Source organism: Caldimonas mangrovi (genome assembly GCF_023721835.1).
GTDB lineage: Bacteria > Pseudomonadota > Gammaproteobacteria > Burkholderiales > Burkholderiaceae_C > Caldimonas > Caldimonas mangrovi.
This window is the reverse complement of record NZ_JAMKFE010000001.1, coordinates 96,755-121,124: the sequence shown is the minus strand read 5'-3', so window position 1 is coordinate 121,124 and position 24,370 is coordinate 96,755. Positions and strand designations below refer to the sequence as shown.

At 67.5% G+C, this 24,370-nt stretch carries 27 protein-coding genes; 13 read left to right on the top strand and 14 right to left on the bottom strand.

The window, feature by feature from the left end:
• Position 1 precedes the first annotated feature (1 nt).
• Genes M8A51_RS00565 through M8A51_RS00535 form a run of 7 tightly spaced genes read right to left on the bottom strand, consistent with a single transcriptional unit; the run spans position 2 to position 5,506 of the window.
• Complete coding sequence (locus tag M8A51_RS00565) at positions 2 to 664, bottom strand: deoxynucleoside kinase (protein ID WP_251776143.1); 663 nt, start codon at positions 662 to 664, stop codon at positions 2 to 4.
• On the bottom strand, positions 661 to 1,020 hold the full coding sequence (locus M8A51_RS00560; RefSeq protein WP_251776142.1) for a DMT family protein: 360 nt from the start codon (positions 1,018 to 1,020) through the stop codon (positions 661 to 663). The genes M8A51_RS00565 and M8A51_RS00560 overlap by 4 nt, the downstream gene beginning before the upstream one ends.
• A gap of 20 nt (positions 1,021 to 1,040) precedes the next feature.
• Positions 1,041 to 1,529 carry a 2-amino-4-hydroxy-6-hydroxymethyldihydropteridine diphosphokinase gene (gene folK / locus M8A51_RS00555; protein WP_251776141.1) on the bottom strand — a complete coding sequence of 163 codons (489 nt, stop codon included), beginning with the start codon at positions 1,527 to 1,529 and terminating at the stop codon, positions 1,041 to 1,043.
• 24 nt (positions 1,530 to 1,553) lie between these two features.
• Positions 1,554 to 3,080 (bottom strand): polynucleotide adenylyltransferase PcnB, encoded by a 1,527-nt coding sequence (gene pcnB, locus M8A51_RS00550; RefSeq protein ID WP_251776140.1) that lies wholly within the window; start codon positions 3,078 to 3,080, stop codon positions 1,554 to 1,556.
• Positions 3,058 to 3,762 (bottom strand): histidinol-phosphatase, encoded by a 705-nt coding sequence (locus tag M8A51_RS00545; RefSeq protein WP_251776139.1) that lies wholly within the window; start codon positions 3,760 to 3,762, stop codon positions 3,058 to 3,060. The genes pcnB and M8A51_RS00545 overlap by 23 nt, the downstream gene beginning before the upstream one ends.
• Positions 3,759 to 4,433: a DnaA regulatory inactivator Hda gene (hda, locus tag M8A51_RS00540; protein ID WP_251776138.1), complete on the bottom strand. Its 675-nt coding sequence runs from the start codon at positions 4,431 to 4,433 to the stop codon at positions 3,759 to 3,761. Before hda ends, M8A51_RS00545 begins: the two co-directional genes overlap by 4 nt.
• A gap of 11 nt (positions 4,434 to 4,444) precedes the next feature.
• Positions 4,445 to 5,506 (bottom strand): AI-2E family transporter, encoded by a 1,062-nt coding sequence (locus M8A51_RS00535; RefSeq protein WP_251776137.1) that lies wholly within the window; start codon positions 5,504 to 5,506, stop codon positions 4,445 to 4,447.
• 100 nt (positions 5,507 to 5,606) lie between these two features.
• Here M8A51_RS00535 and purM point away from each other — a divergent pair, with 100 nt between their 5' ends.
• Positions 5,607 to 6,641, top strand: coding sequence for a phosphoribosylformylglycinamidine cyclo-ligase (purM, locus tag M8A51_RS00530; RefSeq protein WP_251776136.1), 1,035 nt, complete (start codon positions 5,607 to 5,609; stop codon positions 6,639 to 6,641).
• An 18-nt stretch (positions 6,642 to 6,659) separates the two neighbouring features.
• Here the strand turns inward: purM and M8A51_RS00525 are convergent, their stop codons facing one another.
• Complete coding sequence (locus tag M8A51_RS00525) at positions 6,660 to 7,517, bottom strand: SirB1 family protein (protein ID WP_251776135.1); 858 nt, start codon at positions 7,515 to 7,517, stop codon at positions 6,660 to 6,662.
• Between the two features lie 18 nt (positions 7,518 to 7,535).
• Positions 7,536 to 9,092 (bottom strand): murein biosynthesis integral membrane protein MurJ, encoded by a 1,557-nt coding sequence (gene murJ, locus M8A51_RS00520; protein WP_251776134.1) that lies wholly within the window; start codon positions 9,090 to 9,092, stop codon positions 7,536 to 7,538.
• A 155-nt stretch (positions 9,093 to 9,247) separates the two neighbouring features.
• On the opposite strand from murJ, the gene rpsT reads away from it, so the two are divergent.
• On the top strand, positions 9,248 to 9,541 hold the full coding sequence (gene rpsT / locus M8A51_RS00515) for a 30S ribosomal protein S20 (RefSeq protein ID WP_251776133.1): 294 nt from the start codon (positions 9,248 to 9,250) through the stop codon (positions 9,539 to 9,541).
• A gap of 73 nt (positions 9,542 to 9,614) precedes the next feature.
• Here rpsT and M8A51_RS00510 read toward each other — a convergent pair whose 3' ends face one another.
• Positions 9,615 to 9,938: a DUF3579 domain-containing protein gene (locus M8A51_RS00510; RefSeq protein ID WP_251776132.1), complete on the bottom strand. Its 324-nt coding sequence runs from the start codon at positions 9,936 to 9,938 to the stop codon at positions 9,615 to 9,617.
• Positions 9,939 to 10,292: 354 nt separating this feature from the next.
• Here M8A51_RS00510 and M8A51_RS00505 point away from each other — a divergent pair, with 354 nt between their 5' ends.
• Both M8A51_RS00505 and argF read left to right on the top strand, forming a co-directional pair.
• A complete protein-coding gene (locus tag M8A51_RS00505) occupies positions 10,293 to 11,474 on the top strand; it encodes an aspartate aminotransferase family protein (protein ID WP_251776547.1) in 1,182 nt (393 codons plus the stop codon).
• Positions 11,475 to 11,485: 11 nt separating this feature from the next.
• Positions 11,486 to 12,418 (top strand): ornithine carbamoyltransferase, encoded by a 933-nt coding sequence (gene argF, locus M8A51_RS00500; protein ID WP_251776131.1) that lies wholly within the window; start codon positions 11,486 to 11,488, stop codon positions 12,416 to 12,418.
• On the opposite strand, the gene M8A51_RS00495 is transcribed toward argF, so the two are convergent.
• Positions 12,384 to 12,779: a DUF2784 domain-containing protein gene (locus tag M8A51_RS00495; RefSeq protein WP_251776130.1), complete on the bottom strand. Its 396-nt coding sequence runs from the start codon at positions 12,777 to 12,779 to the stop codon at positions 12,384 to 12,386. The genes argF and M8A51_RS00495 overlap by 35 nt on opposite strands.
• Positions 12,780 to 12,815: 36 nt before the next feature.
• Here M8A51_RS00495 and M8A51_RS00490 point away from each other — a divergent pair, with 36 nt between their 5' ends.
• From M8A51_RS00490 to kynA, 6 genes are all read left to right on the top strand, one after another.
• Positions 12,816 to 13,484: an HD domain-containing protein gene (locus tag M8A51_RS00490; protein WP_251776129.1), complete on the top strand. Its 669-nt coding sequence runs from the start codon at positions 12,816 to 12,818 to the stop codon at positions 13,482 to 13,484.
• Complete coding sequence (locus M8A51_RS00485) at positions 13,481 to 13,822, top strand: YkgJ family cysteine cluster protein (protein ID WP_251776128.1); 342 nt, start codon at positions 13,481 to 13,483, stop codon at positions 13,820 to 13,822. The genes M8A51_RS00490 and M8A51_RS00485 overlap by 4 nt, the downstream gene beginning before the upstream one ends.
• Before the next feature lie 82 nt (positions 13,823 to 13,904).
• Positions 13,905 to 15,662 carry a vWA domain-containing protein gene (locus tag M8A51_RS00480; RefSeq protein WP_251776127.1) on the top strand — a complete coding sequence of 586 codons (1,758 nt, stop codon included), beginning with the start codon at positions 13,905 to 13,907 and terminating at the stop codon, positions 15,660 to 15,662.
• A gap of 105 nt (positions 15,663 to 15,767) precedes the next feature.
• Entirely contained in the window at positions 15,768 to 16,394 is a 627-nt protein-coding gene (kynB, locus tag M8A51_RS00475) for an arylformamidase (protein WP_251776546.1), read from the top strand.
• Positions 16,395 to 16,464: 70 nt separating this feature from the next.
• A complete protein-coding gene (gene kynU / locus M8A51_RS00470) occupies positions 16,465 to 17,736 on the top strand; it encodes a kynureninase (protein WP_251776126.1) in 1,272 nt (423 codons plus the stop codon).
• Between the two features lie 11 nt (positions 17,737 to 17,747).
• Positions 17,748 to 18,593 carry a tryptophan 2,3-dioxygenase gene (gene kynA / locus M8A51_RS00465; protein ID WP_251776125.1) on the top strand — a complete coding sequence of 282 codons (846 nt, stop codon included), beginning with the start codon at positions 17,748 to 17,750 and terminating at the stop codon, positions 18,591 to 18,593.
• A 46-nt stretch (positions 18,594 to 18,639) separates the two neighbouring features.
• On the opposite strand, the gene argG is transcribed toward kynA, so the two are convergent.
• Positions 18,640 to 19,977, bottom strand: coding sequence for an argininosuccinate synthase (argG, locus tag M8A51_RS00460; protein WP_251776124.1), 1,338 nt, complete (start codon positions 19,975 to 19,977; stop codon positions 18,640 to 18,642).
• Positions 19,978 to 20,451: 474 nt separating this feature from the next.
• On the opposite strand from argG, the gene ppnP reads away from it, so the two are divergent.
• The gene (ppnP, locus tag M8A51_RS00455; RefSeq protein WP_251776123.1) at positions 20,452 to 20,769 is read left to right on the top strand and encodes a pyrimidine/purine nucleoside phosphorylase; all 318 of its coding nucleotides are present in this window, start codon (positions 20,452 to 20,454) and stop codon (positions 20,767 to 20,769) included.
• Between the two features lie 320 nt (positions 20,770 to 21,089).
• Here ppnP and M8A51_RS00450 read toward each other — a convergent pair whose 3' ends face one another.
• Positions 21,090 to 21,908 (bottom strand): CsgG/HfaB family protein, encoded by an 819-nt coding sequence (locus M8A51_RS00450; protein WP_251776122.1) that lies wholly within the window; start codon positions 21,906 to 21,908, stop codon positions 21,090 to 21,092.
• Positions 21,909 to 22,069: 161 nt separating this feature from the next.
• Complete coding sequence (gene murB, locus M8A51_RS00445) at positions 22,070 to 23,086, bottom strand: UDP-N-acetylmuramate dehydrogenase (RefSeq protein ID WP_251776121.1); 1,017 nt, start codon at positions 23,084 to 23,086, stop codon at positions 22,070 to 22,072.
• 46 nt (positions 23,087 to 23,132) lie between these two features.
• On the opposite strand from murB, the gene M8A51_RS00440 reads away from it, so the two are divergent.
• Together M8A51_RS00440 and M8A51_RS00435 are read left to right on the top strand one after the other, a co-directional pair.
• Positions 23,133 to 23,621, top strand: coding sequence for a YajQ family cyclic di-GMP-binding protein (locus M8A51_RS00440; protein WP_251776120.1), 489 nt, complete (start codon positions 23,133 to 23,135; stop codon positions 23,619 to 23,621).
• 37 nt (positions 23,622 to 23,658) lie between these two features.
• Positions 23,659 to 24,303, top strand: a complete 645-nt coding sequence (locus M8A51_RS00435; protein ID WP_251776119.1) for a retropepsin-like aspartic protease family protein — start codon at positions 23,659 to 23,661, stop codon at positions 24,301 to 24,303.
• Positions 24,304 to 24,370: the final 67 nt, after the last annotated feature.

Sequence of the window (24,370 nt, the reverse complement as noted above, 5' to 3'; positions counted from 1 at the left end):
CTCACGCCACCCGATGGGCGGGCGGGGTGAGCAGGCCGCGCGGGCCGGCAAACCGGGCCAGCTCGCCGAGCAGAAGGTCGAAGTCGGCCGGCCGGTCGACCGGATTGAAGTGCGTGGTGTCGACCGAAAGCACCGGTGCGCCTTCGTGGTGCTGGAAATGCTCGGCATATGCGTCGCACAGCCGTTGCAGGTAAGCGGTGTCGATGCTGCGTTCCATCTCGATGCCGCGCCGTGCAATGCGCTGCAGCAAGGTCGGCGGTTCGGCCTGCAGCCAGATGACAAGGTCCGGCTCGGGGATCTGCGGCGCAAGGTGCTGGTACATCTGCGTGTACAGCGTGTACTCGTCGTCGCTGAGTGTCAGCCGCGCGAACAGCGCGTCCTTGGCGAACAGGAAATCGCTGATCACCGGGCCGGAGAACATGCCGGGCTGCACCAGTTCGCGGTACTGCTCGACCCGCTGGAACAGGAAGAACATCTGCGTCTGGAACGCATAGCGCGACCCGTCGGCATAGAAACGCGCCAGAAAGGGGTTCTCCTGCGGTTTCTCCATCATCAGCTCGCCCTTCAGGTGAGCCGCCAGCCGTCGTGCGAGCGAGCTCTTGCCGACGCCGATCGGCCCCTCGATCACGATATGTCGGCACGCGCTGAACGAGAACGCGCTCATGGGGTGCGGAAGATGAAATACACGGCACCGACCAGGCACAAGCCGGCCCAGAGGAAGTCGAGCTTGAACGGCACCTTCATGTAGTAGACCGCGAACGGCACGAACACCGCCAACGTGATGACTTCCTGCAGGATCTTCAGCTGTGCGAGCGAGAACATGCCGCTCGAATAGCCGATACGGTTGGCCGGCACCTGCAGCAGGTATTCGAACAGCGCGATGCCCCAGCTGACCAGCGCAGCGACGTACCAGGGTTGCGCAGCCAGGCCTTTCAGGTGCCCATACCAGGCGAAGGTCATGAAGACGTTCGATGCGATCAGCAGACCGACGGTCTGCAGCGGAACGGAAACAACGCTCATGGACGCAGCTCTCGAGTGTTTCAGTACAGGCGCTCGCCGGTGCGCTCGATCGGCTGCCCGGCCGCGGTGGCCAGCAGGGGCGCCAGTTCGCCCTGGCCGGGGATCTTCACGCAGGGGGCGAGTTCGGCCAGCGGCACCAGCACGAAGGCCCGCTGATGCATGCGCGGGTGCGGCACGATGAGATCGGCGGTCGAAATCTGCGCATCGCCCCACAGCAGCAGGTCGAGGTCGAGGGTGCGGGGCGCATGGCGATACGGGCGTTGCCGGCCATGCGCATGCTCGATCGCGCGCAGCTGTTCGAACAGTTCATGAGCGGTATGGCGACATTCCAGCCGCACGACGGCGTTCAGGAAGTCGGGGCCCGCCGCGTCGAACGGGGCGGTCCGGTACACCGCCGATGCACGGGCAGCCGCAACCCCCGGCAGCGATTGCAGTGCGGCAACAGCGGCCCGAAGCGTCGCCAGGGCGTCGCCGAGATTGGCGCCAAGGCCCACATATGCCGGTACCACGTTTGCCGTCCCGCTCCCGGTGCGTCAGTCGTCGCCCGGTCCTTCGGCGTCGGCCCCTGCGGCCGGTGCTGCGCCGTCCTCGGTCGGCTTGCGACGGCGGCGGCGGCGCTTCTTGGCCGGGGCGGCGTCGGCCGCCGGCCCCTTGCCGCCGGCGCGGCGCGCCTGCTCCTGCTCACGCGCCAGATCGAGCAGCTCGCGCTGACGCGGTGCGTCGGCCAGGGAGAAGTCCTCCCACCAGCGGGCCAGTTCCGCGTCCACCTCGCCGGCCTCGGCGCGCAGACGCAGGAAGTCGAAGCCGGCGCGAAAGCGTGGCTGCTCGACGAGCACGATCGGACCATTGCCGGCGCGCTTCTCGAAGCGCGGCTGCATCATCCAGATCTCGCGCATGTCGGCCGCCAGCTTGCCACGCCCCGAGATGTCGCCGATACGGGCGTCGAACACCTCGTCGATCGCAGCCTGCAGCGACGGGAACGGGTGCTCGCCCTGCTGGCGCCGGCGCTCCCAGCGGTCCAGCACGTCGTGCCACAACATCGACGCCAGCATGAAGCTGGGGGCGACCGGCTTGCTCTCGGAGACGCGCCGATCGGTGTCCGCCAGTGCGAGCCGCACGAACTTCTCGCGCCCGTCGTGGCGCTGGCTCTCGTCGAGCACCACGTCGAGGATGGGGAACACGCCGCGATGCAGGCCTTCCTTGCGCAGCTGCTCCAGCGACGCGAGCGCATGGCCGGTCTGCAGCAGCTTGATCATCTCGTCGAACATGCGCGAGGCCGGCACGTTGTCGAGCAGCTCCGCCATACGGCGGATCGGCTCGCGCGTCTTCGGCTCGATCTCGAAGCCCAGCTTGGCCGCAAAGCGCACGACCCGGATGATGCGCACCGGGTCTTCGCGGTAGCGTGCGTCAGGGTCGCCGATCATGCGCAGCAGGCGCTTCTTCGCGTCGCGAATGCCGTGGTGGTAGTCGACGACGATCTCACGCTGCGGGTCGTAGTACATCGCGTTGATCGTGAAGTCGCGCCGAGCGGCGTCCTCGATCTGCGGGCCCCAGACGTTGTCGCGCAGCACGCGGCCGCTGGCGTCGACGACATGCGACTTGCCGGCGAGGTCGGATTTTGAAGTCTTCTCGTTGCCGGCCACCTGCTCGGCGTCTGCCACGTCGAGATTGGCGCGGAAGGTCGACACCTCGATCACCTCGTGCTCTCGGCCACGGCCGAACACGACATGCACGATGCGAAAGCGCCGGCCGATGATGAAGGCCCGCTTGAACAGCGCCTTGACCTGCTCGGGCGTCGCGTTGGTGGCGACGTCGAAGTCCTTCGGCCGCAGGCCGAGGATCAGGTCGCGCACCGCACCGCCGACGATGTAGGCCTCGTAGCCGGCGTCCGCCAGTGTCTGCACGACCTTGAGCGCCCGGTCGTCGACGAGCGAGCGGTCGATGCCGTGTTCGCTCTGAGGCACTTCGGCGCGCTTGCCCATCTGGCTCGGCCTGGACGCCAGCTTGCCCTCGGACGACGTCGATTTGCCCAGCAGCTTATGGATGAATTTCTTGATCATGGAACAGTTTCAGGATGCGCCAGCCGCGCGCCTCGGCCGTTTCTTGCAGTGCAGGCGACGGGTTGGTGGCGACCGGTTCGCTGGCGCGCTCCAGCAGCGGCAGGTCGTTGGGGGAATCGCTGTAGAAGCTGGTGCGCCCGAAGTCTTCCCAGCGCGCGCCGAGGGAAGCCAGCCACTGGTCCACCCGGGTCACCTTGCCCGCCTGGTAGGACGGCACGCCGCGGATCCGCCCCGTGATGGTACCGGCCTCGTCATGCTCCAGTTGCACGGCCAGCAGGTGCTCGACGCCGAACACCTCGGCGATCGGTGTCGTGACGAATTCGTTGGTGGCGGTGACGATCGCGACCAGATCGCCCCGTGCCTGGTGTGTACGCACGAGATCGAGCGCGGCAGCCTTCAGGTTCGGCCGCACCACCTCGGCGACGAACCGCTGCTGCACCCAGGCCCGCTCCTCGGCCGGACGGCCGCGCCACGGGCGGGTCGAGAAGTCGATGTACTCGTCGAGATCCAGCCGGCCGGCCTGGTACTGCGCGTAGTAGTGGTCGTTGCCGCGCCGGAACTCCTGTGCATCGGCCCAGCCGATGCGCACCAGAAACTCGCCGAAAGCGTGATCGGAGTCAATCGGCAGCAGCGTGTGGTCGAGGTCGAACAGGCACAGGTTGCGTGTGGCGGAACCCCTCATGTGCCCTCCTCCGCCAGCATCTGCTTGAGCAGCGGCACCGTCACGGCCCGGTGCGTCGCGAGTGCGAAACGGTCGAGCCGGTTCAACAGGCCCATCAGGCTGCCGAGATCGCGCGAGAAGCGCGTCAGGAGATAACTCATCACCTCGTCCGAAAGAAAGATGCCACGCCGGTCGGCTTCGCGCCGCAGCACGGCGCGGCAGTCGCTTTCCGACAGCGGCAGCAGATGGAAGACATGGCCCCAGCCGAGCCGGGTGCGCAAGTCGTCGCGCAGCGGCAGGTCCACCGGCGGCGCGTTGCCGGCAGCCGCGATCGGCAGCCCTTGCGTCGTCGCTTGCACGAACAGCGCAAAGGCGCGTTGCTGCTGGTCGGCGTCGTAGCCTTGGCAGTCGTCCAGCACCAGCAGACGCCAAGTGTCGTCGAATTCCAGGTTGCGTGGGGCGGCAGCGTCGAACCAGCCCACGCGGCCGCCGGGCGCCTGCATTTCGTGAACCAGCGCGCGCAGCAGGTGCGTCTTGCCGGCACCGCGCTCGCCCCACAGGTAGACGGGCGCCGGCCGCGCCTGGCGTTCCAGTCCGCGCAAGTGGTCGATGACGGCCGCGTTGGGGCCGGCGAAGAAGTTGTCGAACCCCGGCGGTTCGTCCGGCCCGAGGCCCAGCGGAAGCTGTCTCATGCTCAAAAGGGTCACCCCAGGTACAACCGGCTCCCGAGATAGGCCAGCCGCACGCGACGTACCGCGACCACCAGCAACGCACTCACCGGCAGCGCCACCAGCACGCCGACGAAGCCGAGCAGGTGGCCGAAGGCCAGCAATGCGAAGATGACCGTGATCGGGTGCATGCCGATGCGCTCGCCGACCAGCCTCGGTGTGAGGTACAGGCTTTCGACCACCTGGCCGATGCCATAGACCACCGCCACGGCTACCACGCCGTACCAGCTGGCGAACTCCAGCACGCCCGCCAGCAGCGCCAGCACGAGGCCCAGGCCGAAGCCGAGGTAGGGAATGAAGATCGCCAGCCCGGTGAAGACACCGACCGGCACCGCAAGGTCGAAGCCGAACAGCGCCAGCCCGATGCTGTAGAAGGCCGCCAGGATCACCATCACCAGCAGTTGCCCGCGCAGGTACTGCCCGAGCACTTCGTCGCATTCGGCCAGAAAACCGAGCACCGCCGGTCGGAAGCGCGGTGGCACGAACTGCTGCGTGCGCTCCACGACCCGCGGCCAGTCCATCAGCAGGTAAAACAGCACCACCGGCACCAGCACCGCGTTGCCCGCGATCGCCAGCACGAAGCTGCCGCCGATGCGCGCCGAGCTGAGAGCCGCCGACAGCCAGTCCTCGAAGTTGGCATTGAGGTACTTGACGACGAAGGCCTTGATGCTCTCGATGTCCAGCGACAGATGAACGCCGTGCTGCGCCAGCCAGGGCACGACGTGCTCGTTCAACCTGGCCGCCAGCACCGGAATCTGCTCGCGCAGCAGCGGCAGCTCTTTCGACAGGATCGGCACCATCAGCAGCAGCAGACCGAGCAGCAGCAGGATCACCATGGTCTCGATCAGCAGCACCGCCAGCAGCCGCGGCACCTTGCGCGCCACCAGCTTCTCGACCGCCGGATGCAACGCATAGGCCAGCACCGCTGCAAGCAGAAATGGCACCAGCACCGGCGCCAGCAGCCACAACAGCGCGAGCGCGGCCGCCCCGATGCCGAGCCAGGCGAGGGCTTGTCTTTGCGCAGTGTTGAGTGTCATGAAAGGCGGGAGGAAAGGCGCCGGAGGCGGGGCCGGGCGAGCCGGTCGGTAAAATCGCGCAAATTCTATAGGCCGGCACTGCCGGCCCGGCAGCCTCATCATGTCCAACACCCCTTTGTCCTACCGTGATGCCGGCGTCGACATCGACGCCGGCGACGCTCTCGTCGACCGCATCAAACCGCTGGCCAAGCGCACGCTGCGCGATGGCGTGCTCGGCGGCATCGGCGGTTTCGGTGCCTTGTTCGAGGTGCCCAAGCGCTACAAGGAGCCCGTCCTGGTCAGCGGCACCGACGGTGTCGGCACCAAGCTGAAGCTGGCTTTCGAGTGGGGCATGCACGACACCGTGGGCGTGGACCTGGTCGCGATGAGCGTCAACGACGTGCTGGTGCAGGGTGCCGAGCCGCTGTTCTTCCTCGACTACTTCGCCTGCGGCAAGCTCGACGTCGACACCGCGGCCCGTGTCGTCGGCGGCATTGCGCGCGGCTGCGAGGAATCGGGCTGCGCGCTGATCGGCGGCGAAACCGCCGAGATGCCCGGGATGTACCCGGCCGGCGAATACGACCTGGCGGGCTTTTGCGTCGGAGCGGTCGAGAAGAGCGGCATCGTCGACGGCCGCCGCATCGCGCCGGGCGACGTGGTGCTGGGGCTGACGTCCAGCGGCGTGCATTCCAACGGTTACTCGCTGGTGCGCAAGATCGTCGAACGCGCCGGCGAACGCTTGCCCGCCACGCTCGACGGCCAGGCATTCCGCGCCCGCGTGATGGCGCCGACGCGCCTGTACGTGAAGCCCGTGCTGGCCGCCATGCAGCAGGTGGACGTCAAGGGCATGGCCCATATCACCGGCGGCGGCCTGGTCGAGAACATTCCACGCTGCCTGCCAGACACCACGAAGGCAGTGCTCGACAACGCCGCCTGGCCGCGCCCGGAGATCTTCAGCTGGCTGCAAAGCGAAGGCGGCGTGGCCGAATCGGAGATGCACCGCACCTTCAACTGCGGCATCGGCTTCGTGCTGATCGTCGCCGAGGCCGACGCTCAGCGCGCCGCCGAAGTGCTGCAAGCGCAGGGCCAGACGGTGCACCGCATCGGCCGCATCGAGGCCCGCCAGGGCGACGAGCACCAGACCCAGGTCCGCTGAGGGCCGACAGGCCCGGCTTCAATGCAGCCGCGGCGGCTCGCTGCGGCGCAGTTCCTCCAGGCGCTCGGCAATCGCGAGGCGATCGTCGGCGCCCTCGGCCTGGTGCACGTACGCGGCCAGGTCGGCAATCGCCTCGTCGTAGTGGCCCAGCTCGGCTTCCACGAGGCCGCGGTCGCGCCGCTCCTCCATGGCCTTCGGCAGCAGGATCACGAGCCGCTCGGAGACCGCCAGCAGCAAAACCCAGTCGCCGCGCGCCCGGTAGATCTCCTTCAGGTTGCGCAGCATGCGCGCGATCACCTCGCGCGGCGTCGCCGATTGCAGGAACAGCCCGAGCGGCACATCGAAGTCGCCGACCAGGCCCTGTTGGCGCTTGTACGGGTCGAGCCGTTCGTCGAGTTCCTCGCGCGACAGCGACTGGCCGGAGAACGGGTCCATCACCACTTCACCCTGCGACAAGCGCAGCTTGACCAGGAAGTGTCCCGGGAAGGACACGCCGCGCGCCGTCAGCCCCACCTGGTGGGCCAGTTCCATGTACAGCACCGCCAGCGAGATCGGGATGCCGCGGCGTGTCCGCAACACGGCATTCAGGCAGCTGTTGTGCGGGTCGTAGTAATCGTTGACGTTGCCGCCGAAGCCGAGTTCCTGGAAGAAGTAGCGGTTCAGCAGGCGCAGCCGCTGCATCGGCGATGCGTCGGCTGCGAGGCGCCGCTTGAGCCGGTCGCTCAGCGCGTCGATTTCGGCCAGTACCGCCTGCAGGTCCAGGTCGGGGAATTCGTCCTGCGCGAGCGACACCGCCACTTCCGTCAGCGGAAAACTGTCGTCGTCGGCCACGAGCGAGGAAAAGTACTCCAGCGCGGAGGGAGCCTCGAACTGCATGAAGCCAGTGTAGTTCGCTCAGCCGCGCTTGACGAACTGCCGAGGCCGCACCCCCAGCACGAGCAGGACGGCGAAATACACGCCGGCGCCGCCCGCGATGGCCAGCGCCAGCCATCCTGCACGCATCCATGGGGTTGCGCGCAAAGCCGTCCAGTCCAGGACGTGGCTGACATAGGCCAGCCCGGCGCCCAGCACCACCGCAGCGACGGTGACGCGCCACAGAAAACCGGTCCACCCGGCCCCCGGTTGGTACGAGCCGCGCCGACGCAAGCCCCACAGCAACCAGCTGGCGTTGACGAGCGCGCCGACGCCGATCGACAGCGCCAGACCGGCATGGCCGAGCAGCGGCACGAAGACGAGGTTCATCAGCTGCGTCAGGCATAGCACGGTGATCGCGATGCGTACCGGCGTGCGCACGTCCTGCTTGGCGTAGAAGCCGGGGGCCAGCACCTTGATCGCGATCAGGCCCAGCAAGCCGACGCCGTAGCCCATCAGCGCCACCATGGTCTGCTGCACGTCGCGGTCGTTGAAGGCGCCGTAGTGGAACACCCCGGCCACCAGCGGACGTGCGAACAGCAGCAGCGCCACCGCCGACGGCAGCGCCAGCAACACGACCAGCCGCAGCCCCCAGTCGAGCAGTTCCGAGTAGCGCTTGCCGTCGTCCTGCGCCTGCGCGGCCGACAACTGCGGCAGCAGCACCACGCCGAGAGCGACCCCCAGGAGGCCGGTGGGGAATTCCATCAGCCGGTCGGCGTACGTCAGCCATGAGACGCTGCCGGGCCCCAGGTGAGAGGCGATCTGGGTGTTGATCAGCAGCGACAACTGCGCCACCGACACGCCCAGCAGCGCCGGCGCCATCAGCTTCAAGATCCGCCCGACACCGTCGTGCGCCAGCGCCGCCCGGATCGACCGCAACCGCGGCAGCATGCCGATGCGCGCCAATGCGGGAACCTGGAGCGCAAACTGCAGCGCTCCGCCGAGCAGCACGCCACCGGCCATCGCGTAGATCGGCGGCAAGCCCCAGCGCTCGAACTGCGGCGCCAGCCACCATGCCGCGGCAATCATCGCGACGTTGAGCAGCACGGGGGTCGCGGCCGGCACCGCGAAGCGCTTCCACGTGTTCAGCACCCCGGCCGACAGCGCCACCAGCGACATGAAGCCGATGTAGGGAAACATGTAGCGCGTCATCACGACCGCCGCATCGAAGCTGCCCGGGGTCTCCCGCAGGCCCGCAGCCATCGCGTAGACCAGCACCGGGGCGCCGACGACGCCGAGCATGCACGTCGCCAGCAGGGCCCAGAACAGCACGGTGGCAACCGCGTCGACCAGCGCCCGGGTCGACTCGTCGCCGTGGCGTGCCCGGCTGGCGGCCAGCACAGGCACGAAGGCCTGAGAAAACGCCCCTTCCGCGAACAGCCGGCGCAGCAGGTTGGGGATGCGAAAGGCGACGTTGAACGCGTCGGTCCAGGCGCTGGAGCCGAAGCTGGCGGCCACCAGCTGCTCGCGCACCAGCCCGGTGATGCGCGAAGCAAGCGTGAACAGCGAGACGATCGAGGCGGCGCGTAGCAGGTTCATGGGCGGGCGGCCGCCCGAAGAATGTGCAGGCCGGCGGTTCGGAAAAGACGCGCGATTATAGGAAGCACCTGCTCACCCTCCGGCCGGTGCTTGGCGTGGGTAGCGCAGGAATGCTATACTTGCCAGCTTTTCCCAACCCGGAAACACCCTCACCCATGGCCACCTCTTCCAAAGCCAAGAAGACCGTTCGCATCGCCTCGGGCCGCAAGCGCGCCCGCCAGGACGTCAAGCTCAACGCAGCGAACACCGCCCTGCGCTCCAAATTCCGCACGGTCATCAAGAACGTGCAAAAGGCCGTCGTGACCGGCGACAAGGCCAAGGCCGCCGAACTGTTCAAGAACGCCCAGCAGGTCATCGACTCCGTGGCCGACAAGGGTCTGTTCCACAAGAACAAGGCCGCTCGCCACAAGAGCCGCCTGTCCGCCGCGGTCAAGTCGCTGTCTGCCTGAAGAACACCACCGGGTTGGTGCGTAGAGGGCTCGCAATGCGAGCCCTTTTTCATTGCGGGTCCGAAAACGGCGCTCAGCCTTTCGCCCGCGCGTCGGGGATCAGACAGGCTTCGGCCACCTGCAAGTCGTTGTCACGCGCAAAGTTCATCACGAAGTCCCACGCCATCGGCTCGACGTCGCGAACGGCCTCATTGACGACGACGCACTTGACGCCGTTGATCACGGTCGGCACGCAGTAGGGCGAATAGCCGATGTGACCGTCGCGTGCCAGTTGCCCGCCCGGGCGGAAACACGACATGACCCCGGCCAGCCGTTCTGCCCAGTCGCTGGGGCGAAAGGTGCGGCCGTCTCTGGTGATCCCCTGTATGAAGATCTCGCGGGGTTTGGCTGTCGTCATGCGGTGGTGACCGATAGTGCAGCCGCTGGTGGCGGCAAGCGCGACGCGCAGTGTAGTTCGCTGCAGCGCAACATTGGTCTTCGAAATGATATCTTATATAAGACTTGAGTTCCGTCCTGCGGGTGGGAAAAACCTGCGCTTTCCCCCTGCTCCGAGGGAGCAGCGCTCATGCCCGGTACGCTGCGCCGGCGCATCATGACAGCTCCCGCTGTCATCTGGCTTTCGGCGCACGGCCGATAGAATGGAGCCCCAACGCGCGGAGTTGGGCCCGGCTGCCGGCAGCCAGGCTTCCTGCGCGATTTTGTTTTTTGGAGCCAGCCCGTCATGAACGCCCCGGAGAAAGCGCCCGTGCCCATGCCCCACGTGATGAACACCTACGGCCGCCTGCCGATCGCGTTGTCGCATGGCCGAGCCAGCTGGGTCTGGGACACCGAGGGCCGAAAATACCTCGACGGCCTGGGTGGCATTGCCGTCAACACGCTCGGCCATGCCCATCCGAAACTGGTGCCTGCGCTGCAGGACCAGGTGGCCAAGATGATCCACAGCTCCAACTATTATCAGGTGCCGCTGCAGGAGCAGCTGGCCGCGAAGCTGGTACAGCTGTCGGGCCTGGCCAACGCCTTCTTCTGCAACTCGGGCCTCGAGGCCAACGAGGCCGCGCTGAAGATCGCCCGTAAGTACGGCCACGACAAGGGCATCGACCTGCCCGAGATCGTCGTCTACGAGAAGGCCTTCCATGGCCGCTCGATCGCGACGCTGTCCGCCACCGGCAACCCCAAGGTGCAAAAGGGCTTTGAACCGCTGGTGCCCGGCTTCGTGCGCGTGCCGCTCAACGACGTCGCGGCGATCGAAGCGGTGGCTCGTACGCGGCCGAACGTCGTCGCGGTATTCCTCGAGACGATCCAGGGCGAAGGCGGCATCAACCCCACTCGCAGCGAGTACCTGCAGGCCGTGCGTCGCATCTGCGACGAACGCGGCTGGCTGCTGATGATCGACGAGGTGCAGTGCGGCATCGGCCGCACCGGCAAGTGGTTCGCGCACCAGTGGGCCGGCATCAAGCCGGACGTGATGCCGCTGGCGAAGGGCCTCGGCTCCGGCGTGCCGATCGGCGCGGTGGTCGCCGGCCCGAAGGCCGCCAACGTGCTGCAGCCCGGCAACCATGGCACCACCTTCGGCGGCAACCCGCTGGCCATGCGCGCCGGCGTCGAGACCTTGCGCATCATGGAAGAAGAAGCGCTGCTGGAAAACGCCGCCCGCGTCGGCGAAGCCTTGAAAAACGGCTTGGCGCGCGAGTTGGCCGGCGTCCGTGGCGTGACCGACATCCGTGGCCAGGGCTTGATGATCGGCATCGAACTCGACCGCCCCTGCGGCGTGCTGCTGAACCGTGCGATGGAGGCCGGCCTGCTGCTCAGCGTGACGGCCGACAAGGTGATTCGCCTGGTGCCGCCGCTGATCCTGACGGAAGACGAGGCAACACAGATCGTCTCCATCCTCTGCCCGCTGATCCAGCAGTTCCTGTCGGAACCCGCCGCATGAGGGTCGACCCGATGAAACCCGGACATACGCTGATCAAGCACTACCTGCAGTTCAAGGACCTGCGCGCCGAGGAATACACCTACCTCTTCGAACGCGCTGCCATCATCAAGAAGCGCTTCAAGAACTACGAGAAGTACACGCCGCTGGTCGACCGCACGCTGGCCATGATTTTCGAGAAGGCCTCGACCCGCACGCGCGTCAGCTTCGAGGCGGGCATGTACCAGATGGGCGGCTCGGTGGTGCATCTGACCACCGGCGACAGCCAGCTCGGCCGTGCCGAGCCGGTCGAAGACAGTGCCCGGGTGATCTCACGCATGGTGGACATCGTGATGATCCGCACCTACGAGCAGACCAAGCTGGAGGCATTCGCCGCGCATTCGCGCGTGCCGATCATCAACGGCCTGACGAATGAGTTCCATCCCTGCCAGATCCTGGCCGACATCTTCACCTACATCGAGCACCGAGGCTCCATCCAGGGCAAGACGGTGGCCTGGGTCGGCGACGGCAACAACATGGCCAACACGTGGCTGCAAGCCGCGGAGATCCTGGGTTTCAAGGTGCATGTCAGCACGCCGACCGGTTACGAGGTCGACCCGCGACTGGCCGGCATCCGCGACACCAGCTGCTACAAGACCTTCAAGAACCCGATGGACGCCTGTCAGGGCGCCGATCTGGTCACCACCGACGTGTGGACCAGCATGGGCTTCGAGGCCGAGAACGAGGCCCGCCGCCGGGCCTTCGCCGACTGGTGCGTTGACACCGACATGATGGCGGCAGCCAAGGCCGATGCACTGTTCATGCACTGCCTGCCGGCCCACCGGGGCGAGGAAGTCGCGGCCGACGTGATCGACGGCCCGCAGTCGGTCGTCTGGGACGAGGCCGAGAACCGGATGCACGTGCAGAAGGCACTCATGGAGTTCTTGCTGCTGGGCCGGATCGGTTGAGTTTGCTCCACCGCCACCATGCCGTGCCATAGAGTGCAAGGTTCACCGCGAGGAGGATCGCCGCGAGCCACGCCTGCACGGCTGGCGTGAGGCCGACCGGGTACAACACCGGCATCACGTACTGCTCGACGAAGGAGCCGGCATAGCCGACTTCGCCGCCGGCAGCACGCAAGCGGTTCTCCAGCGGCGTCAGCGGGCAGATGCCGGCGCTCCATTCGATCCACACGCCCCACGCCGCGGCTGGTAGATGTACCCAGGCCCATCGGGGCCAGCGCAACACCAGCAAGCCGCCGAGCACGACGAACAGCACGAAGCCGGCGTGCGCGAGCACCAGGACATCGGCAAGGACGCGATAGACCATGCCCGCAAGCCTACCTGCTTGCGGTAGCCTCGCACCATGCCCCTGACCACCGAACAGCACCAGGAACTGACCGCCGAATGGCACGCACTGTGCGCGCAACTCGGCCTGGCCGGCACCGCGGCCACCGGTGTCGGAGACGCGCTGATCCATGCCTGGAGCCGCTGGCCGCGCCGCTATCACGATGCGACCCACCTGCTCGCCTGCATCCGGCACTGGCGTGGCATCGTTGCGCAGTGCGGCGATCCTCACGCCGTTGCACTGGCGCTGTGGTTTCATGATGCCGTTTACTGGCCCTGGTCCAAGACCAACGAAAGGCGCAGCGCCGACTGGGCCCGCCGCTTCATCCTGGGCAGCGGCCTGCCGCCAGAACGCGCACAGGACCTCGCCGCCCGGGTTGACCGATACGTCATGGCCACGCAGCACCACGACGGCGAACTGCACGGCGACGAGCGCTGGGTGGTCGACATCGACCTGGCGATCCTGGGCCAGCCGCCCGACGTCTACGACGCGTTCGAGCAGGGTGTGCGCCGCGAGTACCGCTGGGTGCCGCAGGCCGCCTACGTGGCCGGGCGCGGCAAGGTGCTGCGCAGCTTCCTGGAGCGTCCCCGGCTGTATGCCACCGACTGGTTCCACGAGCGGCTGGAAGCGCCGGCACGCGCCAACCTCGAGCTGGCCCTGGCCTCGCTGCAGAGCCAGCAGGGATGAGCCCCGGCGCCAACCCTTGCCTCGCCTGCGGCGCATGCTGCGCGAGCCTGCGCGTCGATTTCTCACGCGACGAACTGGACGAGGCGGGCGGCCGGGTGCCCGCCGGCCTGACGGTCGACGTGACCGAGCACACCTGCCGCATGCGCGGCACCGACCACACCCGCCCGCGCTGCGCGGCGCTGGTCGGCACTGTCGGCGTGCTCGCGCACTGCGGCATCTACGAGTGGCGCCCCTCGCCATGCCGCGAGTTCGGCACCTGGGCTGCGGTGGGCGTGGGCGACGACGCCTGCAAACGCGCCAGGGCGCGGCACGGTCTGCCGCCGCTCAACCCCGTTTGAGTACCAGCCGCGTTCAAGGGCACAACGGCTTCCGTCGTTTGCCTGTGCGGAGCCGCCTTCGACAACGCAAGAGGTTGCTCCCATGGATCTTCAGCCCGCTCCCACTGCCCTGCCCCCGCACACCCGGTGGCTGTGCGCCGCGCTCGCTGCGGCACTGACCGCCTGCTCGGCCCCCCGTCCCGAGCCTGACTCCTCCGACTCTGCGCCTGCACCGCGCGTCGAAGCGCGCGCTGCAGACGCATCGATGGTGCGGCGCAGCGAGCCGGCGGAATCGCTTCGGGAGGCGCCCTCCAAGCGCGCTTCCCTCGCTGGCGCCGCCCCTGCCGTGCAGGCTGCGCCCGAGCCCGCGCCGCTGCAGGGCTATCTACCGCAGGACGCGGCCTACACCGGCATCACGACCCGCAGCACCACGCCGCACCCGGTCAAGCGGGTGGCCGCCGAGCCGGTCTCGACCTTCTCTATCGACGTCGACACCGGCTCCTACAGCAGCGTGCGCGGGCTGCTGCGCCGTGACCAGGCGGTGCCGCATGACGCGGTGCGGGTCGAGGAGATGCTGAACTACTTCGGCTATGACTACCCACGGCCCGACGCCGTCCGCGGCCTGCCGTTCGCCGTGCACACCGAACTGTCGGTCAGCCCCTGGAACCGGTCGAACCACGTGCTGAAGATCGGCATCCAGGCGGCCGACCCGGCCAAGGACACGCTGCCGCCGGCCAACCTGGTGTTCCTCGTCGACGTCTCGGGCTCGATGGGCATTGCGCAGAGCCTGCCGCTGGTCAAGGAGGCGTTGCTGGGCTTCGTCGACCTGCTGCGCGAATCCGACCGCGTCTCCGTCGTCACGTACTCGGGGGCCACGCAGGTGCTGCTGGCATCGGTGCCCGGCGATCGCAAGGACTTGATCCGTCGGGCAATCTCGTCGCTGCAAGCCGGCGGCAGCACTGCCGGGGCCTCCGGCCTCCGGTTGGCGTACGAACAGGCGCGCCGTGGCTTCGTCGCCGGCGGCATCAACCGCATCCTGCTGGCCACCGACGGCGACTTCAACGTCGGCGTGACCGACATCGACCAACTGAAGGAGATCGTTGCCGCCGAGCGCAAGGCGGGCGTCGGCTTGTCGACACTCGGTGTCGGCCACGCCAGCTACAACGATGCGCTGATGGAGCAGATCGCCGATGTCGGCGACGGCAAGTATTCCTTCCTCGATTCCGCCGCCGAGGGCCGCAAGGTGCTGGTCGACGAATTCACGTCGACCCTCGCTACCGTGGCGCGCGACGTCAAGCTGCAGGTCGAGTTCAACCCGGCGGTGGTGAAGGAGTACCGGCTGATCGGCTACGACAACCGTCAGTTGGCGCGGGAAGACTTCAACAACGACCAGGTCGATGCCGGCGACGTCGGCGCCGGCCATCGCGTGACGGCGTTGTACGAACTGACGCTGCACGGTCAGCGCGGCCTGCACGACGACGAGCGCTACCCGGCGAACCGCCCGCGAGTCGACACAGCGAAGGGGCACGGTGACGAACTCGGCTATCTGAAGATCCGCTACAAGACCCCGGAGGAGAAGCACAGCCGGCTGATCGAGCAGGCGTTGACGGGCACCGTGACGCCGCTGCCGGAGGCCAGTCCGGACTTTCGCTTTGCGATGGCCGTGGCGGCCTATGGACAATTGCTGCAAGGCTCACCGCACCTGCGCGATTTCGGATGGGACGAGACGCTGCAGCTCGCAGCCGACAGCCTGGGGCCGAGACCCGACGGCGAGCGGCACGAGTTCATCGAGCTGGCACGACGCGCCGCCCGGCGGGCTCACCAAGCCAGCGACGCTGCGCCGGTCGCCATCAGCCGCTGAGGTGGCCGCGACATCGGGGAAAGCACGGTCCGTTGGAAATAACCGACACCATGGCTTTTTTTGCGATGCTAGAAACGGCGCTCCTTGACGTTCACACTGAACAGCATGAAACGCCTGTGGGACATCTCCCCGCCCCTTTTCAACGGCAGCCCGGTCTTCCCCGGTGACACGCCCTACCGGCAACGCTGGGCGGCGAGCATAGGCCCGGGCTGCCCGGTCAACGTCAGCGAAATCACCCTGTCGCCGCATGCCGGCGCGCATGCCGATGCACCGCTCCATTACGCGGACGGCGCCGCGACCATAGGAGACGTGCCGCTCGATGCGTTTCTTGGGCCGTGCCGGGTGGTGCATTGCATCGGCGTCGGGCCGCTGGTGCAGCCGGAACACCTCGCCCGGGTCGAGAGCGGGCTGCCGGCACGCGTGCTGGTGCGCACCAATCAACGCTCCGTTGTCGATCGATGGGTCGACGACTTCTCTGCGTTTGCGCCGCAGACGCTGGCGTGGCTCGCGCAGCGCGGCGTCCGGCTCGTGGGCATCGATACGGCCTCTGTCGACCCGGCAGCGAGCAAGACGCTCGATGCACACCAGGTGCTGTTGAAGCATGACCTGCGGGTGCTGGAGAACCTGGTGCTGGACGAGGTGCCCGAAGGCGACTACGAGCTGATTGCCTTGCCGCTGAGGCTGGTGCAAGCGGATGCGAGTCCGGTTCGCGCCGTTCTGCGCGAGCTGTAAGTTCGAGCCCCGGCACCTCTTCAGGCACGAAACAGCCGCACCTGCAAAGCACCCGAAGGAAGTACCAACCATGACCACCCGCAGCGACTGCGAATTCCGCGACCAAGCCGACCCCCTCGCGCCCCTGCGCGATCAATTCGCCCTTCCCGAGGCAACGATCTACCTCGACGGCAACTCCCTCGGCGCCCGCCCGAAAGCCACCAGCGAGCGGCTGCAGCACCTGCTGGAACAGGAATGGGGCCACGACCTGATCCAGAGCTGGAACACCGCCGGCTGGATCCATCTGCCCCACCGCATCGGCAACAAGATCGCCCGTCTCGTCGGGGCCCGCGACAACGACCTGGTCGTCGCCGACTCCACCTCGGTGAACCTGTACAAGGTGCTCACCGCCGCCGCCAGGATCCAACGCGCCCGCTCGCCGCAGCGCCGGGTGATCGTCTCTGAACGCAGCAACTTCCCCACCGACCTCTACATCGCCGAAGGCCTGTGCGAGGAACTCGGCTGGACGCTGCGCCTGCTGGAGGCCGAAGAGATCGAAGCCAACCTGGGGCCCGAGGTCGCGGTGCTGATGCTCACACAGGTGAACTACCGCACCGGCCGCATGTTCGACATGGCCGCAATGACGGCCACCGCACATGGCGCGGGCGTGTTGACCGTGTGGGACCTGGCGCATTCGGCCGGCGCCGTCCCGGTCGACCTGACCGGCTCGGACGCCGACTTCGCGATCGGCTGCGGCTACAAGTACCTCAATGGCGGCCCGGGTGCGCCGGCCTTCGTCTGGGTGCACCCGCGCCATGCCGGCGAGTTCTCGCAGCCGCTGTCGGGCTGGATGGGACACATCGCGCCGTTCGAGTTCAGCCCGCACTACCGCCCCGCTGAAGGCGTCGCACGCTACCTGTGCGGCACGCCGCCGATCCTCGCCATGGCGGCGCTGGAATGCGGCGTCGACACCGTGCTGGCCGCCGAGCCTTACGGCGGCATGGCAGCGTTGCGTGCGAAATCGATCGAGTTGACCGAGCTGTTCGCGCAGTTGGTCGAGCAACGCTGCGCCGGCCACGGGTTGGCGGTCGTCTCGCCGGGCGACGCGTCGCAACGCGGCAGCCAGGTCTGCCTGACGCGCACCGAAGGAGGCTACGCCATCGTGCAGGCGTTGATCGCCCGCGGCGTGATCGGCGATTTTCGTGCCGGCGACGAGCGCACGCCCGACATCCTGCGCTTCGGCTTCACGCCGCTGTACACCCGCTACGTCGACGTGTGGGATGCCGTCGAACACTTGCGCGAGGTGATGGTCAGCGACGAATGGCAGCGCCCCGAATTCAACCGCCGCCGCGCGGTGACCTGAGCAGGCCCGAGATGAGCAACCCCACTCCAGAAGACATCGTCCACAGCGAGAAGGCGCAGCTCGACTTCTCGAAGGACATGAGCTATGGCGACTACCTGCACCTCGACCAGGTGCTGAGCGCGCAGCACCCGCGCTCGCCCGAGCACAACGAGATGCTGTTCATCGTGCAGCACCAGACCAGCGAGCTGTGGATGAAGCTGATGCTGCACGAGCTGCGCGCGGCCATCGGCAGCGTCGCGCGCGACGAGCTGGCGCCGGCGTTCAAGATGCTGGCACGCGTCAGCAAGATCATGGAGCAGCTGGTGCACGCCTGGGACGTGCTGGCGACGATGACGCCACCGGAATACTCGGCGATCCGTCCGTACCTGTCGAATTCGAGCGGTTTCCAGAGCTGGCAGTACCGCTGCATCGAGTTCTCGCTCGGCAACAAGAACGCCGCGATGCTGAAGCCGCACACGCACCGGCCGGAGCGCCTGGCCGAAGTGGAGCAGGCTCACCGAGCGCCGTCGCTGTACGACGAGTCGCTGCGATTGCTGGCGCGGCGCGGCCTGCCGGTGCCGCCGACCTACGTCGATCGCGACTGGACGCAACCCTACGCAGAAAGCGCCGAGGTCGAACAGGCCTGGCTGCAGGTGTATCGCGACCCCGAGCACCACTGGGACCTCTATCAGCTCGGCGAAGAACTGACCGACCTGGAAGACGCGTTTCGTTTGTGGCGCTTCCGGCACGTCACGACGGTCGAGCGCGTGATCGGTTTCAAGCGCGGCACCGGCGGCACCTCGGGCGTGGGCTACCTTCGCAAGATGCTCGACGTGGTGCTGTTCCCGGAGATCTGGAAGCTGCGCACCGATCTCTGAGGCCGCGGCACACCGCCGTCGAGACGGCGCACCGCACGGCCGGGGCTCACTGCCCGTCGTCGTTCTTCAGCTGCGGCAGGTTGCTGCCTTCGCCCGGTGTCAGCAGGCCGACCTGGGTGTAGACCTGCAGCTTGCCGCGCGTGTCTTCGATGTCGAGGTTGCGCATCGTCAACTGTCCGATGCGGTCGGCCGGCGTGAAGCTCAGCTCGCCCTTCTCCATCGTCAGCCGTTCGGGCTTGTAGGTCAGGTTCGTCGACACGGTGTCGAGGATGGAATAGTCGTTGCCACGGCGCAGTTCGACACGCACCTCGCCGGTGACCGCCCGGGCCACCCAGCGCTGGGCGGTCTCGCGCAGCATGATGGCCTGGGGGTCGAACCAGCGGCCCTGGTACAGCAGGCGGCCGAGTCGCAGGCCGTTGATGCGGTACTGCTCGATGGTGTCTTCGTTGTGGATGCCGGTGACGAGGCGCTCGTACGCGATGAACAGCAGCGCCATGCCGGGCGCTTCGTAGATGCCGCGGCTCTTGGCTTCGATGATGCGGTTCTCGATCTGGTCGCTCATGCCCAGGCCATGACGACCGCCGATGCGGTTGGCTTCGAGCAGCAGGTCGACCGGGTTGCGGTACTCGACGCCGTTCAACGCCACCGGCACGCCTTCTTCGAAGCGCACCGTCACTTCCTCGGGCTGCACGTGCACGTCGTCGCGCCAGAAGGCCACACCCATGATGGGCTGCACGATCTTGATGCCGCTGTCCAGGTGCTCCAGGTCTTTCGCCTCGTGCGTGGCACCCAGCATGTTGGAGTCGGTCGAATACGCCTTCTCGGCCGACATCTTGTAGGCGAAGCCCGCGGCCTGCATGAAGGCGGACATCTCGGCGCGGCCACCCAGTTCGTCGATGAACAGCTGGTCGAGCCAGGGCTTGTAGATGCGCAGCGACGGGTTGGTCAGCAGGCCGTAGCGGTAGAAGCGCTCGATGTCGTTGCCCTTGAAGGTGCTGCCGTCGCCCCAGATGCTGACGTCGTCTTCCTTCATTGCGGCCACCAGCATCGTGCCGGTGACGGCGCGGCCCAGCGGCGTGGTGTTGAAGTAGGTGACGCCGGCGGTCGAGATGTGGAAGGCGCCGCACTGCAGGGCGGCAATGCCTTCCGCCGCGAGCTGCGCGCGGCAGTCGATCAGCCGCGCCTGCTCGGCGCCGTACTGCAGTGCCCGACGCGGGATGTCTTCGTAGTCGGGTTCGTCCGGCTGGCCCAGGTTGGCCGTGTAGGCGTAGGGAATCGCACCCTTCTTGCGCATCCAGTGGAGCGCGGCGCTGGTGTCCAGGCCGCCGGAAAACGCAATGCCGACCTTCTGGCCGACGGGGAGGTTCTGCAGGATGGTTGCCATGTCTGGGAGGGAACGGTCGGAAAGGGAAGCGAGGCACCCGGCGGGCGGTTCGCGAAACCGTGTATTTTGCCCCGAACGGGTCCACTGCCGGCCTGAAGGCGCCGGCGCGGCGGTTTCTTCGCCGCCGCGCCGGCCGGATGGCTCGGGCCCTGCAATGGCGGGGCCCCCGGAAGACGGTCGCCTCCCTGGCAGGCCCTGCAAGCAGGACCTGCCCCTAACTTCGACCGCTTCCGGGGAACCGGGGCGCCGGCTCGGGTGCCCCCGAACGTCGGCGTGCTGCCCGGTGTGGCGGCCGGGCCCCGGTACCCGGTGTGCCTCGGCCGCGATGACAGCGCAAGCGAGAGTGTTTCAGCATGAGACGCCTGCGGGTATCCCCCGGGGGAGGGGAACCAGCCCCCGAACTCGGGGGGGGCGCGGGTGAGCGGTCACGCACGGGTACCATCGCGGCCTGCATGACCCATTGATCCAAACCGCATGACCACCGAACTCGCGAACGTTACCGTCCACCCCCAGGCCAACGTCTACTTCGACGGCAAGTGTGTCTCGCACACCGTCACGCTGCCGGACGGCAGCCGCAAGAGCGTGGGCGTGATCCTGCCCGCCACGCTGACCTTCAACACTGGCACCCCGGAAGTGATGGAGACCGTCGCCGGCGAGTGCCAGATCAAGCTCTCAGGCCACAGCGAGTGGACACGCTACGGCACCGGCCAGTCGTTCGACGTGCCCGGCAATTCCAGCTTCGAGATCAAGGTCGAAGGCGCGCCCTACCACTACATCTGTCATTTTGGGTGACCACCCCCTACGGCCTGCGGCCGCCCCCTTCGAGGGGGCAACACCAGCGGACCGGCGGAGCCGGATCCGCGGTGTTCGCTGGGCCGGCACGAGCCGTGCGCGAACAGTGGCTGCCGCGAGCGGCTTCAGTGCACCGCTGTCATTCGAGCGCCACACAGGCGCGAAAGCGGGTGGGAGTAGCGGACCTGATCGAGTGGTGCCGCGGAACCGGCTCCGCCGGGCCGCTGGCACCGCCCCCTCGGGGGGCCGGCGAAGCCGGTAGGGGGGACACAAAAAAGGGCCGCGATGCGCGGCCCTTGGCTTGACGTCCGGGAGGCTCCTCAGCGCCCGTGCGTCGCACCCTGCACGCCCAGGCGCCCGCCGGTGCCCAGACCGCCCTTGACTTCCTGGGCGCGGTAGTTGCGCACGGCCCGCACCATCTGGTTGTACGAATCCGCGAACGCCGCGATCACGACCTTGCCCTGCGGCGTGTTGCCGTAACCGCCGACACCCCCTGCACCACCGTTCAGCACGCCGGCCAGCAAGCCGAAGTCGGTGTTGCGCGCGCTGCCCTCGGCAGCGGCGAGCTGCACGCCCGAGCGGTTGTCGATCAGCGTCAGCACGGTCGACGCATCGTTGAACTTCATCTGCCCGCCGAGCGCGGCCGTCACGCTGCCGACCTTGCCGCCGATCAGTGCGCCCAGCCCGCCGGTGTCCTTCTGGCTGAAGGTGATGCTGGGGCTCATCGTGTAGTCGGCGCCGACCATCTGGCCCTTGCCGAAATTGCTGCCCTGGCGCAGCTCGCCGCTGTCCTGCAGGTTGCGCTCCTGGCGCATGTTGCGCATCGCCGTGCCGCGCTCGACGACGACAAAGCAGTTCGACTGCTGCACCAGCATGCGCAGCACCGGGATGGTCGATTGCAGGCGGTGGGTGCGCGCCTCCTGGTACCAGGACGAGCCCTGGTCCTCGACCAGCGCGACGGTGCCGAGGCTTTCGGTGCATCGCTCCATGGCCGGGTTGGCGTTCTCGGCCGTCGAGCCGGCTGTTGCGCCGGTCGCCGCCGTCTTGGCGCCGCTGTGCCCCATCGTCGGGTTGGTCGCCATGCACCCGGCGAGGGCCAGCGCCGCCACGGGCGCCATCAAGGTCGATGCTGCTTTCATTCCACGCTCCTGCTGATCGGCGTCCCCGGCGGCCTGCCGTTCGCGGGCCGACCATGCTGCCGGGATGACCGGTACTCCTTAGGGGGCGCATCGTAGAGGCGCAGCGGCCTGTTGACTGTCCCTAGAACAGGGTACGTTCCCTAGTTTGAACTAGGGCCTGTTCAGACGACGACCGGTTCGGGTTCCAGCCGGATGCCGAAGCGCCCGTAGACGCTCTCCTGGATCGCGCGCGCCAGCGTGACGACCTCGGCGCCGATCGCACCGCCTCGATTGACCAGCACCAATGCCTGCTTCTCGTAGACCCCTGCGCGGCCGATGCTCTTGCCCTTCCAGCCGCAGGCGTCGATCAGCCAGCCGGCCGCCAGCTTGAAACTGCCGTCCGGCATCGGGTAGTGCACGATCTCGGGGTCGCGGCCGATGATGTCGCGGCACTGGTCTTCGGTGACCACCGGGTTCTTGAAGAAGCTGCCGGCGTTGCCGATCACCAACGGGTCGGGCAGCTTCGCGCGGCGGATCGAGCAGACCCAGTCGTGGACTTGGGCCGCGGTCGGCGCGGCGATGCCGGTCTCGGCAATCTTCCGCTCGAGGTCGAGGTAGCCGAGCACGGGCTGCCACGGCTTGGGCAGCCGAAAACGCACGCGGGTGATCAGGCTCTTGCCGGCCAGCCCCTGCTTGAAGATGCTGTCGCGGTAGCCGAAGCGGCACAGCGACGCGTCCAGCGTCACGCTGCGGCCGGTGACCAGGTCGACCACGTCGACGGCATGACAGCGGTCCTTCAGCTCGACGCCATAAGCGCCGATGTTCTGCACCGGCGCGGCGCCCACCGTTCCGGGGATCAGCGCCAGATTTTCCAGCCCCGGCAGCCCCTGCTCGATGGTCCAGGCGACGAAGTCGGGCCAGGTCTCGCCAGCGCCCGCCTCGACGATCCACGCGTCGTCACGCGCCTCGACCAGCCGCCGCCCCTGCACCTCAACCTTCAGCACCACCTGCGCCACGTCGCGCGTCAGCACGATGTTGCTGCCGCCCCCCAGCACGAACTTCGGCGTGCGGCCGAGTTCGGGGTGGTCGAGCACCCGGCGCACGTCGGCATCGCTGGTGATACGCACCAGCGTCTGCGCCATCGCTGGCAGGCCGAAGGTGTTGTAGGGTTTCAGGCTCACGCCCGTCTCGATTTGCATGGCAGAATTTTCGCCGATTCCCCTTGGACGAACCTTCCCCCGCCTTATGCCCAGCTTCGATACCGTACTCGAACCCAACCTCGTCGAGGTCCGCAACGCCGTCGACCAGAGCAACAAGGAAATCGGCACGCGCTTCGACTTCAAGGGCTCGGGCTCACGCATCGAGCAAAAGGACAAGGAACTCACGCTTTACGCCGACAGCGATTTCCAGCTCGGCCAGGTGCGCGATATCCTGACCGCCAAGATGACCAAGCGTCAGGTCGACGTGCGTTTTCTCGACCTGACCGCCAAGATCGAAAAGATCGGCGGCGACAAGGTCAAGCAGGTCGTCACGGTCAAGGCCGGCATCGAGACCGAGCTGGCCAAGAAGATCCAGAAGCTCATCAAGGACAGCAAGATGAAGGTCCAGGCCGCCATACAGGGCGACGCGGTACGCATCAGCGGCGCCAAGCGGGACGACCTGCAGGCCGCGATCGCACTGTTGCGCAAGGACGTGACGGACGTGCCGCTGTCGTTCAACAATTTCCGCGATTGACGCTGACCAGCGCCCGCGCGGGCCGGAGGGGGATGTCATGAAAGCGTTGCGAACGGCGATCGTCGTCCTGATGGCCCTTGCCGGCGTGTCTGCGATGGCCGGCGACGTCTCCTTCACCGGCAGCCTGGGCAACAAGGCTTTGCTGATGATCAACGGCACGCCACGCACGGTCGGCGTCGGTGCCACCGTCGAGGGGGTGCGGCTGGTCAGCATGTCGGGTGGTCAAGCGGTCGTCGAAGTGGGCGGGCAGCGCCAGACGCTGGTGCTCGGCGGCTCGCAGGTGCGCGTCGGCGGCTCTGGCGGCAGTTCCGCCGGCTCGCAGATCGTGCTCTCGGCCGGCTCGGGCGGCCACTTCGTCACCGATGGGCAGATCAACGGCCGCACGGTGCGCTTCCTGGTCGACACCGGCGCCACCTCGGTCTCTATGGCCGTGGCCGACGCCGAACGCATCGGCCTGAATTACAAGGCTGGCCGCCCGGTGCAGCTGAACACCGCCAACGGCGTGGTCCAGGGCTATGCGGTGATGCTGAATTCGGTGCGGGTCGGCAACGTCGAAATCTACAACGTCCAGGGTGTCGTCGCCGCACGCGAGATGCCCTTCATCCTGCTCGGCAACAGCTTTCTCAACCGCTTCCAGATGAAGCGCGAGAACGACCAGCTCACGCTCGACAAGCGGTTCTGAGCGGCCCCCGGCCGGGCTGCGCCCACTGGCTTCCTTCAAAAAACGCGCGTCCAAGGCTCCCGGTGAC

What these genes read in the sequence shown, in the direction of transcription:
- M8A51_RS00565 (WP_251776143.1), bottom strand. Translation starts at nt 664, where the DNA reads ATGAGCGCGTTCTCGTTCAGCGCGTGCCGACATATCGTGATCGAGGGG.
- M8A51_RS00560 (WP_251776142.1), bottom strand. Translation starts at nt 1,020, where the DNA reads ATGAGCGTTGTTTCCGTTCCGCTGCAGACCGTCGGTCTGCTGATCGCA.
- pcnB (WP_251776140.1), bottom strand. Translation starts at nt 3,080, where the DNA reads ATGATCAAGAAATTCATCCATAAGCTGCTGGGCAAATCGACGTCGTCC.
- M8A51_RS00545 (WP_251776139.1), bottom strand. Translation starts at nt 3,762, where the DNA reads ATGAGGGGTTCCGCCACACGCAACCTGTGCCTGTTCGACCTCGACCAC.
- hda (WP_251776138.1), bottom strand. Translation starts at nt 4,433, where the DNA reads ATGAGACAGCTTCCGCTGGGCCTCGGGCCGGACGAACCGCCGGGGTTC.
- M8A51_RS00535 (WP_251776137.1), bottom strand. Translation starts at nt 5,506, where the DNA reads ATGACACTCAACACTGCGCAAAGACAAGCCCTCGCCTGGCTCGGCATC.
- purM (WP_251776136.1), top strand. Translation starts at nt 5,607, where the DNA reads ATGTCCAACACCCCTTTGTCCTACCGTGATGCCGGCGTCGACATCGAC.
- M8A51_RS00525 (WP_251776135.1), bottom strand. Translation starts at nt 7,517, where the DNA reads ATGCAGTTCGAGGCTCCCTCCGCGCTGGAGTACTTTTCCTCGCTCGTG.
- murJ (WP_251776134.1), bottom strand. Translation starts at nt 9,092, where the DNA reads ATGAACCTGCTACGCGCCGCCTCGATCGTCTCGCTGTTCACGCTTGCT.
- rpsT (WP_251776133.1), top strand. Translation starts at nt 9,248, where the DNA reads ATGGCCACCTCTTCCAAAGCCAAGAAGACCGTTCGCATCGCCTCGGGC.
- M8A51_RS00510 (WP_251776132.1), bottom strand. Translation starts at nt 9,938, where the DNA reads ATGACGACAGCCAAACCCCGCGAGATCTTCATACAGGGGATCACCAGA.
- M8A51_RS00505 (WP_251776547.1), top strand. Translation starts at nt 10,293, where the DNA reads ATGCCCCACGTGATGAACACCTACGGCCGCCTGCCGATCGCGTTGTCG.
- argF (WP_251776131.1), top strand. Translation starts at nt 11,486, where the DNA reads ATGAAACCCGGACATACGCTGATCAAGCACTACCTGCAGTTCAAGGAC.
- M8A51_RS00495 (WP_251776130.1), bottom strand. Translation starts at nt 12,779, where the DNA reads ATGGTCTATCGCGTCCTTGCCGATGTCCTGGTGCTCGCGCACGCCGGC.
- M8A51_RS00490 (WP_251776129.1), top strand. Translation starts at nt 12,816, where the DNA reads ATGCCCCTGACCACCGAACAGCACCAGGAACTGACCGCCGAATGGCAC.
- M8A51_RS00485 (WP_251776128.1), top strand. Translation starts at nt 13,481, where the DNA reads ATGAGCCCCGGCGCCAACCCTTGCCTCGCCTGCGGCGCATGCTGCGCG.
- M8A51_RS00480 (WP_251776127.1), top strand. Translation starts at nt 13,905, where the DNA reads ATGGATCTTCAGCCCGCTCCCACTGCCCTGCCCCCGCACACCCGGTGG.
- kynB (WP_251776546.1), top strand. Translation starts at nt 15,768, where the DNA reads ATGAAACGCCTGTGGGACATCTCCCCGCCCCTTTTCAACGGCAGCCCG.
- kynU (WP_251776126.1), top strand. Translation starts at nt 16,465, where the DNA reads ATGACCACCCGCAGCGACTGCGAATTCCGCGACCAAGCCGACCCCCTC.
- kynA (WP_251776125.1), top strand. Translation starts at nt 17,748, where the DNA reads ATGAGCAACCCCACTCCAGAAGACATCGTCCACAGCGAGAAGGCGCAG.
- argG (WP_251776124.1), bottom strand. Translation starts at nt 19,977, where the DNA reads ATGGCAACCATCCTGCAGAACCTCCCCGTCGGCCAGAAGGTCGGCATT.
- ppnP (WP_251776123.1), top strand. Translation starts at nt 20,452, where the DNA reads ATGACCACCGAACTCGCGAACGTTACCGTCCACCCCCAGGCCAACGTC.
- M8A51_RS00450 (WP_251776122.1), bottom strand. Translation starts at nt 21,908, where the DNA reads ATGAAAGCAGCATCGACCTTGATGGCGCCCGTGGCGGCGCTGGCCCTC.
- murB (WP_251776121.1), bottom strand. Translation starts at nt 23,086, where the DNA reads ATGCAAATCGAGACGGGCGTGAGCCTGAAACCCTACAACACCTTCGGC.
- M8A51_RS00440 (WP_251776120.1), top strand. Translation starts at nt 23,133, where the DNA reads ATGCCCAGCTTCGATACCGTACTCGAACCCAACCTCGTCGAGGTCCGC.
- M8A51_RS00435 (WP_251776119.1), top strand. Translation starts at nt 23,659, where the DNA reads ATGAAAGCGTTGCGAACGGCGATCGTCGTCCTGATGGCCCTTGCCGGC.